Annotated in this window: 7 protein-coding genes, 2 tRNA genes and 3 rRNA genes; 10 read left to right on the forward strand and 2 right to left on the reverse strand. The window is 59.3% G+C overall.

From position 1 onward, the window contains the following. Positions 1-3: 3 nt before the first annotated feature. Entirely contained in the window at positions 4-780 is a 777-nt protein-coding gene (locus U6115_RS02255) for a ParA family protein (protein ID WP_080770321.1), read from the reverse strand. A 35-nt stretch (positions 781-815) separates the two neighbouring features. Beyond that, positions 816-1,295 (reverse strand): surface-adhesin E family protein, encoded by a 480-nt coding sequence (locus U6115_RS02260; RefSeq protein WP_043579674.1) that lies wholly within the window; start codon positions 1,293-1,295, stop codon positions 816-818. Positions 1,296-1,563: 268 nt separating this feature from the next. Between U6115_RS02260 and recQ the strand changes: the two genes are divergently transcribed. The 10 genes from recQ (at position 1,564) to U6115_RS02310 (ending at position 12,618) form a co-directional block, all read left to right on the forward strand. Further along, on the forward strand, positions 1,564-3,363 hold the full coding sequence (recQ, locus tag U6115_RS02265; RefSeq protein WP_043579676.1) for a DNA helicase RecQ: 1,800 nt from the start codon (positions 1,564-1,566) through the stop codon (positions 3,361-3,363). An 80-nt stretch (positions 3,364-3,443) separates the two neighbouring features. Next, complete coding sequence (gene argJ, locus U6115_RS02270) at positions 3,444-4,661, forward strand: bifunctional glutamate N-acetyltransferase/amino-acid acetyltransferase ArgJ (RefSeq protein WP_043579678.1); 1,218 nt, start codon at positions 3,444-3,446, stop codon at positions 4,659-4,661. Between the two features lie 450 nt (positions 4,662-5,111). Further along, positions 5,112-6,647: ribosomal RNA gene (locus U6115_RS02275) — 16S ribosomal RNA — on the forward strand. 92 nt (positions 6,648-6,739) lie between these two features. Next, a tRNA-Ile gene (locus tag U6115_RS02280) sits at positions 6,740-6,816 on the forward strand. A 3-nt stretch (positions 6,817-6,819) separates the two neighbouring features. Next, positions 6,820-6,895 (forward strand) — tRNA-Ala (locus U6115_RS02285). 282 nt (positions 6,896-7,177) lie between these two features. After that, positions 7,178-10,069, forward strand: a 23S ribosomal RNA gene (locus tag U6115_RS02290). 125 nt (positions 10,070-10,194) lie between these two features. Beyond that, positions 10,195-10,309, forward strand: a 5S ribosomal RNA gene (gene rrf, locus U6115_RS02295). The 16S, 23S and 5S rRNA genes sit together here with 2 tRNA genes alongside, the layout of an rRNA operon. Positions 10,310-10,538: 229 nt before the next feature. Further along, the gene (gene pilV, locus U6115_RS02300) at positions 10,539-11,012 is read left to right on the forward strand and encodes a type IV pilus modification protein PilV (RefSeq protein WP_080509354.1); all 474 of its coding nucleotides are present in this window, start codon (positions 10,539-10,541) and stop codon (positions 11,010-11,012) included. Then, entirely contained in the window at positions 11,009-12,073 is a 1,065-nt protein-coding gene (locus tag U6115_RS02305; RefSeq protein WP_047238828.1) for a PilW family protein, read from the forward strand. The genes pilV and U6115_RS02305 overlap by 4 nt, the downstream gene beginning before the upstream one ends. Next, on the forward strand, positions 12,070-12,618 hold the full coding sequence (locus tag U6115_RS02310; RefSeq protein WP_080509355.1) for a pilus assembly PilX family protein: 549 nt from the start codon (positions 12,070-12,072) through the stop codon (positions 12,616-12,618). The genes U6115_RS02305 and U6115_RS02310 overlap by 4 nt, the downstream gene beginning before the upstream one ends.

The following is a 12,618-nucleotide window of genomic DNA, read 5'->3' on the forward strand; positions in this document are numbered from 1 at the left end:
TCGTCAGCGCTCGCTCAATTCTTGATACAGAGCCTCGAATTCACGGGACAGCTTGTGGCGCGGATCCAGGTACACCATAGGGCGGGCGGCCTGGTGCGATTCGCGGATCTTGACCGACGCCGACAAGGGCGAGGCCAGCACCGGCAGGCCTTCGGCCTTCAGCTCGTCCACCAGCCGCACCGGCAGGCTGGCGCGCGGCTGGAACTGGTTGACCACGATGCCTTCTATATACAGCGCGGGATTGTGGTCGGAGCGGATCTCGTCGGCGCTTTCCTTCAGGTTATAGAGGGCATGCCGTGAGAATGCATCGCAATCGAAGGGAATCAGGCAGCGGTCGGCGGCGATCAGCGCCGAGCGGGTGTAGAAATTCAGCGCCGGCGGCGTGTCTATCCAGATTTCGTCGTAATGCGGCGCCAGCTGGTCCAGCGCTTCCTTCAGCTTGAACATCTTGTAGCGCGACTCCAGCTTGGCCATCAGTTCGGCCAGTTCGGGCTGGGAAGCCAGCAGCGACAGGCCATCTATGCCGGTGGCGCGGACGAAGTCCTGCGGCTCCTTGCCGAACAACGAGATGTTGAGCATTTGCTGGAACAGGTCGGCGACGCTGGGGCCGGCCTCCTTCATCGCCTCGCCCAGCAGGTAGTGGCTGGCGTTGCCTTGCGGGTCCAGGTCGATCAGCAGCACCCGGCGGCCGCGGCTGGCCGCCACTGCCGCCAGGTTGACGGTGATGGTGGATTTGCCCACCCCGCCTTTCTGATTGAATACCACGCGTCGGATAGTCATGGGGATTCCTGTTGATTGGCGGGCGGCGGGCGGGATCAGAAGCCGGGCTGTCCCTTGCAGACCAGCAGCATCTGCTGGTAACTGGCGGAATTCTGCACGACCGGCATGGCTTTTATCTGACTGTCATTATAGGAGAAGCTGGCGATCTGCCGGCCGTTTTCATCGAACAGCGTCATGTCCAGCAGGCGGAAGGTGTGCTGGGAGCAGTCTATCTGCCAGGTATTCAGCGAAACCTTGTGCCGCGGCGTGGACAGGAAGTTTTCCTGCTTCAGGTTGAAGATGGTCTTGCGGTCGCGGAAGGTGACCAGCGGGCCCTGGCGCTTGAGCGACAGCCAGTCCAGCTCGTTGAGGATGTTGCCGTTGGGCGAGACGCCCAGATTCTGCCAGTCGGCGCTGGCCGGCGGCGGCGCCGGCTCTGCCGCTTTGGCCGGGGCGGGGGCGGCGGCCTGCTGGGGCGCGGTGGCGCAGCCGGCCAGCAACAGCAGGGCGAACAAGGGGGCAAGACGAGTACGCATGTTGATCTCCAGAATATCCCGCCAGTGTCGCATAGCCGCCCGCCAGGGGAAACCGGCTGGCGCGGCGCGGCATGAATTTGCGAAAAGCGCGGAACTTTATCGCGGCGGGGCGGGTCTGTCACAGTGCGAGAGCATTTTTCCTCTTCGTTTCACATTGTCTCCATCCAACTTGTGGCCGCCATATCCTGGCGGCTTCTTTTTTTGTCCCGGCGCATTCCTCCCCCCGCTTGCCGTACAATGGCGTTTTTTCCCGCAGATCGCACCCGGCATGCACGACGCAGTCTCCATCCTCAATCATGTTTTCGGCTACCCGGAATTCCGCGGGCAGCAGCAGGAGATCGTCGAGCAAGTCGCGCATGGCGGCCACGCGCTGGTGCTGATGCCCACCGGCGGCGGCAAGAGCCTGTGCTACCAGATTCCGGCGCTGCTGCGCGACGGCGTGGCCATCGTGGTGTCGCCGCTGATCGCGCTGATGCAGGACCAGGTGGCCACCTTGCAGGAGCTGGGCGTGGCCGCGGCCTGCCTGAACTCCGCCACCTCGCCGGAAGAGGCGCGCGACATCGCCCGCCAGGCCCGCGCCGGCACGCTGGACCTGTTGTACGTGGCGCCGGAGCGCTTGCTGACGACGCGTTTCCTGGAATTCATGTCCAGCCTGAACATCGCGCTGTTCGCCATCGACGAGGCGCACTGCGTCAGCCACTGGGGCCATGATTTCCGTCCCGAATATCAGCAGTTGGGCTTGCTGGCCGAGCGCTTCCCGCAAGTGCCGCGCATCGCGCTGACCGCCACCGCCGACGAACAGACCCGGCTCGACATCATCCATTATTTGAAGCTGGCCGAGGCGCGGGTATTCCTGTCCAGTTTCGACCGTCCCAACCTGTTTTACCAGGTGGTGGAAAAGCACAACGCCAAAAAGCAGCTGCTGGACTTCATCCGCCAGGAGCACCAGGGGGCCACCGGCATCGTCTACTGCCTGTCGCGCAAGCGGGTGGAGGACACCGCGCAGTGGCTGTGCGACAACGGCATCGAAGCGCTGCCCTACCATGCCGGCCTCAGCCACGCCCAGCGCGAGGCGCACCAGCGCAGCTTCCTGCGCGAGGATGGCATCGTGATGGTGGCCACCGTCGCCTTCGGCATGGGCATCGATAAACCCGACGTGCGTTTCGTCGCTCACATCGACATGCCCAAGAGCCCGGAAAACTTCTACCAGGAGTCCGGCCGCGCCGGCCGCGACGGCCTGCCGTCGGCCAGTTGGCTGTGCTACGGCCTCAACGACGTGGTGCAGCTGCGGCAGATGATAGAAGGCGGCGAGATGGCCGAGCTGCAGAAACAGGTGGAGCTGTCCAAGCTGGATGCGATGCTGGCCTTCTGCGAAACCGCCGGCTGCCGCCGCCAGCACATCCTCGCCCACTTCGGCGAGGACAGCCGCCCCTGCGGCCATTGCGACAATTGTCTGCACCCGCCCATCACTTATGACGCCACCGAACCGGTGCGCAAGCTGTTGTCCTGCATTTATAGAGTGGGGCAACGCTTTCCCACCGGCCATGTCATCGACGTGCTGCTGGGGCGGCAAAGCCCCAGCATCGGCCATCATCGCCACGACCAGCTAAGCACTTACGGCATCGGCAAGGATATGAACCAGCGCTGGTGGCGCTCCATCGTCCGCCAGCTGGTGGCGCGCCAACTGGTGCAGGTGGACATCGCCCGCGGCCAGTCGCTGGTGCTCACCGATGCCTGCCGGCCGCTGCTGAAGGGCGAGGAAAGCATCTATCTGCGCCCGCTGGCCGACGAGAAGAAGTCGCGCGGCAGCGCCGCCGCCGACCGCTGGCTGCGCACCGAGCGCGAGGAGAGGCTGTGGCAGGCGCTGCGCCGCTGGCGCCGCCAGGTGGCCGACGAGCACAATGTGCCGGCCTACGCGGTGTTCTCCGACCGCACGCTGCGCGATCTGGTGGAAAAGCGCCCGGACAGCCCGGCCGGCCTGCGCCATATCCACGGCCTGGGCGAGCTCAAGCTGGCCCGCTATGGCGAAGCCTTGCTGCAATGCCTGAGCGAGGCGCAGCAAGCCTGACGCGAGGCTGGTTTTGCTGCGCCGCAAATGACCAGATTCTTATATAATCAGTCGCATATTTGTAAATTGTGGAGTATCGCATGGCTGTGAATCTGAATCCGCCGCAAGCCGGCCTGCTGCCGCCGGTCGCCGGCGTCGAATTGCTGGTGGCCGAAGCCGGCATCAAAACGCCGGGCCGCAAGGATGTGCTGGTGGTACGTCTGGACAAGGGCAATACCGTGGCCGGCGTGTTCACCCGCAACCGTTTCTGCGCGGCGCCGGTGCAGCTGTGCCAGGAGCACCTGGCCGCCGGCGTGCAGATCCGCGCGCTGGTGGTGAATACCGGCAACGCCAACGCCGGCACCGGCGTCGATGGCCGCCAGCGCGCGCTGAGCGTGTGCCAGGCGCTCGCCGCGCAAAGCGGCGTGCAGACCGAGCAGGTGCTGCCGTTTTCCACTGGCGTGATCCTGGAGCCGCTGCCGGCCGGCAAGATCATCGCCGCTTTGCCGACGCTGCGCGCCGCCGACTGGGCCGATGCGGCCCAGGCCATCATGACCACCGACACCATAGCCAAGGCCGCCAGCCGCACGCTGCAGCTGGATGGCAAGCCGGTCACCATCACCGGCATCGCCAAGGGCTCGGGCATGATTCATCCCAATATGGCCACCATGCTGGGATTCGTCGCCACCGACGCCGCCGTCACCCGTCCGCTGCTGAACCAATTGCTGCGCGAAGTGGCCGATCTCTCCTTTAATAGCATCACGGTGGATGGCGATACCTCCACCAACGACAGCTTCATCCTGATTTCCACCGGCAAGAGCGAGGCGGGCCTGATCGACTCCGCCGAGCAGCCGGCGTATCAGCAACTGAAGCAGGCGTTGCTGGAAGTGGCGATCGAACTGGCGCAGGCCATTGTCCGCGACGGCGAGGGCGCCACCAAGTTCATCACGGTGGACGTCAACGGCGGCCGTTCTGTGGCCGAGTGCAAGGATGTGGCCTATGCGATTGCCCGTTCGCCGCTGGTGAAGACCGCCTTCTTCGCCTCCGACCCGAATCTGGGCCGGCTGCTGGCGGCCATCGGCTATGCCGGCGTCGCCGATCTGGATGTGGATCGCCTCTCCTTATATCTGGATGATGTGCTGGTGGCCTGCGACGGCGGCCGCAATCCGGCATACAGCGAAGAGCAGGGCCAGGCGGTGATGAACCAGAGCGAAATCACCGTGCGGGTGGAGTTGGGGCGCGGCGCCGCCAGCGCCAGGGTGTGGACCTGCGACTTCTCCTATGAATATGTGCGCATCAACGCCGACTACCGCAGCTGATTCATCCTGAGATAAATTGAAAAATGGCGTGTGACAGTAAAAAGCCTCCAGAAACGGAGGCTTTTTGCATTTTTCTCAGCAGCGCACGCAGCTGCTGTGGCACTTTCTGTTGGCTTCTCAGCCTGAATATCAAGAGCAGTGTTTTTGGTAAATTTTTAAAATCAACGACTTGCCGATAATTCTGTAAAATTCTTCAACTTTTCTCAAAAAAGCGGTTGACCGAGGGGGAGGGCGCAGGTATAGTTCGTCTCCTCAGCTGACGCAGCGAACGAAACAGCGGAAACGAAACGGTTCCGCTGATGGCGACGCAGCGATCGGCACCGCTCTTTAACAGACAGAATAACCGATAGGTGTAAGTGTTTGGCGAAAGCCAAAAACTTGCACTGCAAGAGACAAGAGATACTTGTTTATTTCTTTGAACTTGCGTGCCAGAAAATTTGCTATGAGATTGAACTGAAGAGTTTGATCCTGGCTCAGATTGAACGCTGGCGGCATGCTTTACACATGCAAGTCGAACGGTAACAGGGTGCTTGCACCGCTGACGAGTGGCGAACGGGTGAGTAACGCATCGGAATGTACCGTGTAATGGGGGATAGCTCGGCGAAAGCCGGATTAATACCGCATACGCCCTGAGGGGGAAAGTGGGGGACCGTAAGGCCTCACGTTATACGAGCAGCCGATGTCTGATTAGCTAGTTGGTGAGGTAAGAGCTCACCAAGGCGACGATCAGTAGCGGGTCTGAGAGGATGATCCGCCACACTGGGACTGAGACACGGCCCAGACTCCTACGGGAGGCAGCAGTGGGGAATTTTGGACAATGGGCGCAAGCCTGATCCAGCCATGCCGCGTGTCTGAAGAAGGCCTTCGGGTTGTAAAGGACTTTTGTTCGGGAGGAAATCCCGCTGGTTAATACCTGGCGGGGATGACAGTACCGGAAGAATAAGCACCGGCTAACTACGTGCCAGCAGCCGCGGTAATACGTAGGGTGCAAGCGTTAATCGGAATTACTGGGCGTAAAGCGTGCGCAGGCGGTTTTGCAAGTCTGATGTGAAAGCCCCGGGCTCAACCTGGGAACGGCATTGGAGACTGCAAGACTAGAGTGCGTCAGAGGGGGGTAGAATTCCGCGTGTAGCAGTGAAATGCGTAGAGATGCGGAGGAATACCGATGGCGAAGGCAGCCCCCTGGGATGACACTGACGCTCATGCACGAAAGCGTGGGGAGCAAACAGGATTAGATACCCTGGTAGTCCACGCCCTAAACGATGTCAATTAGCTGTTGGGGGTTTGAATCCTTGGTAGCGTAGCTAACGCGTGAAATTGACCGCCTGGGGAGTACGGCCGCAAGGTTAAAACTCAAAGGAATTGACGGGGACCCGCACAAGCGGTGGATGATGTGGATTAATTCGATGCAACGCGAAAAACCTTACCTGCTCTTGACATGTACGGAACTTGGTAGAGATATCTTGGTGCCCGAAAGGGAGCCGTAACACAGGTGCTGCATGGCTGTCGTCAGCTCGTGTCGTGAGATGTTGGGTTAAGTCCCGCAACGAGCGCAACCCTTGTCATTAGTTGCCATCATTTAGTTGGGCACTCTAATGAGACTGCCGGTGACAAACCGGAGGAAGGTGGGGATGACGTCAAGTCCTCATGGCCCTTATGAGCAGGGCTTCACACGTCATACAATGGTCGGTACAGAGGGTCGCTAAGCCGCGAGGTGGTGCCAATCTCATAAAACCGATCGTAGTCCGGATCGCACTCTGCAACTCGAGTGCGTGAAGTCGGAATCGCTAGTAATCGCAGATCAGCATGCTGCGGTGAATACGTTCCCGGGTCTTGTACACACCGCCCGTCACACCATGGGAGTGAGTTTCACCAGAAGTGGGTAGGCTAACCGCAAGGAGGCCGCTTACCACGGTGGGATTCATGACTGGGGTGAAGTCGTAACAAGGTAGCCGTAGGGGAACCTGCGGCTGGATCACCTCCTTTCTAGAGAAGGCGATCGCCAAGCACTTACAGCCTATCGGTTATTCGCGTTAAGGGCAGCTGGATCGAAGAGATTCAGTGCTGAGAAGTTGACTGGGTTTGTAGCTCAGCTGGTTAGAGCACTGTGTTGATAACGCAGGGGTCGTAGGTTCGAGTCCTACCAGACCCACCAGTTGGGGGATTAGCTCAGTTGGGAGAGCACCTGCTTTGCAAGCAGGGGGTCGTCGGTTCGATCCCGTCATCCTCCACCACTTACAGTGCAAACAAAAACGAACTTGATCGAGTTTGATTCTGTTTGCGTTGTTCGCGTGCAGCGAAAGCTGCTCAGCAATACGCCCGATCTTTAACAAACTGAAGAAGCCGAATATATTAAGACGGCGAAACAAACAGCGAGAGTTAAGTCTTTCGTTGAATGAATCGTCATCTTGGGTATTTGATTGTATCAAAGGCTGCGTCGCCATATCAAAAGGGGCGGTGCAGTCGTCGCACAAACACACTTGTTGTTTTAGTGGCTTAGGCTGCTGAAATGATAGGGTCAAGCGACTAAGTGCATCTGGTGGATGCCTTGGCGATCACAGGCGATGAAGGACGTGTAAGCCTGCGAAAAGCGCGGGGGAGCTGGCAATAGAGCTTTGATCCCGCGATATCCGAATGGGGAAACCCGGCCCTTAGGGGTCATCCCTGACTGAATACATAGGTCAGAGGAAGCGAACTCAGCGAACTGAAACATCTAAGTAGCTGAAGGAAAAGAAATCAACCGAGATTCCGTAAGTAGTGGCGAGCGAACGCGGAACAGCCTGTATGTGATAGAGATTGCGTTAGTGGAAGGTTCATGGAAAGGACCGCCGTAGTGGGTGATAGCCCCGTACACGAAAACGCATTCTTGGTACTAAGCATACGAGAAGTAGGGCGGGACACGCGAAATCCTGTCTGAATATGGGGGGACCATCCTCCAAGGCTAAATACTCGTGATCGACCGATAGTGAACCAGTACCGTGAGGGAAAGGCGAAAAGAACCCCGGGAGGGGAGTGAAATAGAACCTGAAACCGGATGCATACAAACAGTGGGAGCGGACTTGTTCCGTGACTGCGTACCTTTTGTATAATGGGTCAGCGACTTACGTTCAGTAGCAAGCTTAACCGAATAGGGGAGGCGTAGGGAAACCGAGTCCGAATAGGGCGCTTTAGTTGCTGGGCGTAGACCCGAAACCGAGTGATCTATCCATGGCCAGGATGAAGGTGCGGTAACACGCACTGGAGGTCCGAACCCACTAGTGTTGCAAAACTAGGGGATGAGCTGTGGATAGGGGTGAAAGGCTAAACAAACTCGGAGATAGCTGGTTCTCCCCGAAAACTATTTAGGTAGTGCCTCATGTATCACTTCCGGGGGTAAAGCACTGTTATGGCTAGGGGGTCATTGCGATTTACCAAACCATGGCAAACTCTGAATACCGGAAAGTGCAAGCATGGGAGACAGACGGTGGGTGCTAACGTCCATCGTCAAGAGGGAAACAACCCAGACCGCCAGCTAAGGTCCCAAATGATCAGTTAAGTGGTAAACGAAGTGGGAAGGCATAGACAGCCAGGATGTTGGCTTAGAAGCAGCCATCATTTAAAGAAAGCGTAATAGCTCACTGGTCGAGTCGTCCTGCGCGGAAGATGTAACGGGGCTCAAACTGATAACCGAAGCTGCGGATGGGCGCGTAAGCGTCCGTGGTAGGGGAGCGTTCTGTAGGTCTGTGAAGGTGTCTCGTAAGGGATGCTGGAGATATCAGAAGTGCGAATGCTGACATGAGTAGCGATAAAGCGGGTGAAAAGCCCGCTCGCCGAAAGCCCAAGGTTTCCTACGCAACGTTCATCGGCGTAGGGTGAGTCGGCCCCTAAGGCGAGGCTGAAAAGCGTAGTCGATGGGAAACGGGTTAAAATTCCCGTACTTTTGTGCAGTGCGATGTGGGGACGGAGAAGGTTAGGTCAGCAGACTGTTGGAATAGTCTGTTCAAGCCGGTAGGCGTGAAGAGTAGGCAAATCCGCTCTTCTTTAACGCCGAGACGTGATAACGAGGGTCTACGGACCTGAAGTGACTGATACCACGCTTCCAGGAAAAGCCACTAAGCTTCAGCTGCACAAGAACCGTACCGCAAACCGACACAGGTGGGCAGGATGAGAATTCTAAGGCGCTTGAGAGAACTCAGGAGAAGGAACTCGGCAAATTGATACCGTAACTTCGGGAGAAGGTATGCCTGTTGAGGTGTAGGACTTCGCGTCCGAAGCTTTGACAGGTCGCAGAGAATCGGTGGCTGCGACTGTTTAACAAAAACACAGCACTGTGCCAACACGAAAGTGGACGTATACGGTGTGACGCCTGCCCGGTGCTGGAAGGTTAAGTGATGGGGTGCAAGCTCTTGATCGAAGCCCCAGTAAACGGCGGCCGTAACTATAACGGTCCTAAGGTAGCGAAATTCCTTGTCGGGTAAGTTCCGACCCGCACGAATGGCGTAACGATGGCCACACTGTCTCCTCCTGAGACTCAGCGAAGTTGAAGTGTTTGTGAAGATGCAATCTACCCGCTGCTAGACGGAAAGACCCCGTGAACCTTTACTGTAGCTTTGCATTGGACTTTGAAGTGGTTTGTGTAGGATAGGTGGGAGGCTTTGAAGCCAGGACGCTAGTTCTGGTGGAGCCGACCTTGAAATACCACCCTGACCCCTTTGAGGTTCTAACCTTGGTCCGTGATCCGGATTGGGGACAGTGCATGGTAGGCAGTTTGACTGGGGCGGTCTCCTCCCAAAGTGTAACGGAGGAGTTCGAAGGTTACCTAGGTACGGTCGGAAATCGTGCTGATAGTGCAATGGCAAAAGGTAGCTTAACTGCGAGACCGACAAGTCGAGCAGGTGCGAAAGCAGGACATAGTGATCCGGTGGTTCTGAATGGAAGGGCCATCGCTCAACGGATAAAAGGTACTCCGGGGATAACAGGCTGATACCGCCCAAGAGTTCACATCGACGGCGGTGTTTGGCACCTCGATGTCGGCTCATCACATCCTGGGGCTGTAGCCGGTCCCAAGGGTATGGCTGTTCGCCATTTAAAGTGGTACGTGAGCTGGGTTCAAAACGTCGTGAGACAGTTTGGTCCCTATCTGCAGTGGGCGTTGGAAGTTTGACGGGGGCTGCTCCTAGTACGAGAGGACCGGAGTGGACGAACCTCTGGTGTACCGGTTGTCACGCCAGTGGCATCGCCGGGTAGCTAAGTTCGGAAGAGATAACCGCTGAAAGCATCTAAGCGGGAAACTTGCCTGAAGATGAGACTTCCCTGGAGGCTTGACCTCCCTGAAGAGTCGTTCGAGACCAGGACGTTGATAGGTCGGGTGTGGAAGCGCTGTGAGGCGTGAAGCTAACCGATACTAATTGCTCGTGAGGCTTGATCCTATCATTTGAGTGGCTTGGGAAACTGAGACACAAGAGAGTGGATGTGCGACGTACGTCAAATACCGAATATATGCGAATCTGTCTGAGAGACGGGTTCGGGCTTCTTTAAGTTTGTACAGTTTATGTCTGGTGGCCATAGCGAGGTGGTCCCACGCCTTCCCATCCCGAACAGGACCGTGAAACGCCTTAGCGCCGATGATAGTGTGGCATTCGCCATGTGAAAGTAGGACACCGCCAGACGCCCCATACAGAACCCCAGCTCGATGAGCTGGGGTTTCTGCGTTTCTGCCCCGCCCGCCGGGCGGCGCCGTTTCGGCCTTGCCGTCCCCTCCCCGTTCCCCCGCGGCGACCGTCCGTCGCCACGGCGCTTACTTCCGTCGGCAGGCCTTTTCGGCTGGAGCGACGCGTCTCCTATGCTTGCAATGAGGCAAAGCGGCTTTCCTTGTGACCATAGACGGGAGTCCGGGCAATGAGAGGTTGGCGGGCGGCAATGGGCTTCACGATGCTGGAAGTGCTGATCGCGCTGCTGGTGCTGGCCATGGGGGTGTTGGCCGCCATCGCGGTGATGCTCAACGCGGAGCGCGCCAGCGGCTCCGGCTATCTGCGCCAGATGGCGAATCAGTATGCCTACGATATGGTGGACCGGATGCGGGCGAATTCCGCGCAGGTGGCCGCCGGCGCCTATGACGTCGCCTCCGGCGTCAGCGCGTCCACTTTTCAAAGCAATTGCGTGGCCACGGCCTGCACTGCCGCCACCATGGCCACTTTCGACAAATACCAGTGGCTGACCGACTTGCAGAACAATCTGCCGAACGGCACTGGCAGCATTTATCAGCCGGCCAGCGGCGCCACCACCGAGCGGGTGGTGCAGGTGTGGTGGACGGATGGCAACGCGGCGAGCGGCGGTGCGGTGCTCACCGAAATCGTGAGGACCATCATGTGAGGCCGACGCGCGCGCAGACAGGTTTTTCGCTGGTGGAGCTGATGGTGGCGGTCACCATCGGCCTGCTGCTGCTGACCGCGCTGGTGGGTGTGATGGTGGCGGGGCGCAAGGATTATTCGACCGACGCCGGTCAGGGCCAGCTGCAGAACGCCGGCGCCACCGTTTCCAGCCTGATTTCGCAGACGGCGCGCAGCGCCGGTTTCTTCGGCTGTTCCGGGGCGACTACTTCCAACGCGCTGGTGAGCGCCAATGGCCTGCTGGGGAATTTCAGCGCGCCGGTCACCGGCTATGACGCGGTGGTGGCGTCGTCCACGCTGACCTTGTCCAGCCTGAACGGCGCCAACGACAGCGCGCTGACCGACTGGAGCCCGGCGCTGGACAGCAGCCTGCAGGGCAAGGTGCAGCCCGGCAGCGACGTGGTGGTCTTCAGCGGCCAGAGCAACGGCACGGTGCCGGTGTGGGTGAGCGTTTACGCCTCGACCGGCGCGACTTCGCTGCAGACGCTGTCGGCATCGGGCGTGGCGGCCAACAATCTGCTGTCGGTCTCCAATTGCGCGCACTCGTCCATCATGCAGGTCAGCGGGGTGGGCAGCGCCAGCGGCGGCAGCGTCATCAATCTCAACCAGGCGCTGGACAGCGATTTTCCGGTGGGCTCGGTGGCGGCGTTGCTGTCGCAGACAGCTTACTTCGTCGGCCAGGCCTCGGGAACGCAAAGCGCGTTGTACCAGGCGGTGTATGACGGCACCGGCGGAGGCTGGCAGGTGACCCCTATCGTGCCCGGGGTGGACACCATGCAGGTGTGGTACGGCATAGGCAGCGCGCCAGGCGTCACCACCGAATATTTGCCGGCCAACCAGATCAGCAGCTGGAGCCAGGTGAACAGCCTGCGCATCGCGGTGCTGCTGGAAGGGCCGCAAGGCACCGCGCCGCTCAGCAAGGCCGGCAATTGCCTCAACCGGACGCAGTGGACGGTGCTGAGCAATACGGTCAATGTGCCTTGCGACACCCGGCTGCGCCATGTCTACACCATGACGGTATCGTTGAGGAACGCGGGCCTATGAAACCATTGCGCAAAGCCGGCTCGGAGCGCGGCGTGGTATTGATCATCGCCCTTATCTTCATGCTGGTGATCATGATCCTGGGGCTGGCCGGCAGCACCCAATCGCTGAGCCAGCTGCACATGGCCAGCAACAACGTGCAGTACCAGAGCAATCTGGAGCTGGCGGAGGGCACGCTGCGCCAGGCGTACTCGGCCATGCTGCAGGGCGTGTTCGCCAGCCAGACCTACACGGTGGCGGGCAACAACGGCTACTACCAGTTCAACGCCAACACCGTGCCGGCGTGGCAGCAGAATTTATACACACCTTCGTTCTGGACCAATAGCGCGATGACGATTCCCGGCTATACCGGCACGCCGCCCAATTCGGCCGTCACCAGCAGCTATGTGGTGGAAAACATGCCGGCGGCCTGCCGGGCGGGAACCAGCTGCGGCAACCGCGGGATCTATGGGCAGGCGGCCGGCGGCAACAACTACCGGGTGACCGCCCGGGTGGTCACCAGCAACGGCGCGAGCCCGGTGGTGGTCCAGGCAATCTTCACGCAGTGA

It is taken from the genome of Chromobacterium subtsugae (assembly GCF_035919665.1).
Taxonomy (GTDB): domain Bacteria; phylum Pseudomonadota; class Gammaproteobacteria; order Burkholderiales; family Chromobacteriaceae; genus Chromobacterium; species Chromobacterium subtsugae.

Excerpts from the sequence above, each read along its gene's own strand:
- U6115_RS02255 (WP_080770321.1), bottom strand. The coding sequence starts at position 780 with ATGACTATCCGACGCGTGGTATTCAATCAGAAAGGCGGGGTGGGCAAA.
- argJ (WP_043579678.1), top strand. The coding sequence starts at position 3,444 with ATGGCTGTGAATCTGAATCCGCCGCAAGCCGGCCTGCTGCCGCCGGTC.
- U6115_RS02260 (WP_043579674.1), bottom strand. The coding sequence starts at position 1,295 with ATGCGTACTCGTCTTGCCCCCTTGTTCGCCCTGCTGTTGCTGGCCGGC.
- U6115_RS02310 (WP_080509355.1), top strand. The coding sequence starts at position 12,070 with ATGAAACCATTGCGCAAAGCCGGCTCGGAGCGCGGCGTGGTATTGATC.
- pilV (WP_080509354.1), top strand. The coding sequence starts at position 10,539 with ATGAGAGGTTGGCGGGCGGCAATGGGCTTCACGATGCTGGAAGTGCTG.
- recQ (WP_043579676.1), top strand. The coding sequence starts at position 1,564 with ATGCACGACGCAGTCTCCATCCTCAATCATGTTTTCGGCTACCCGGAA.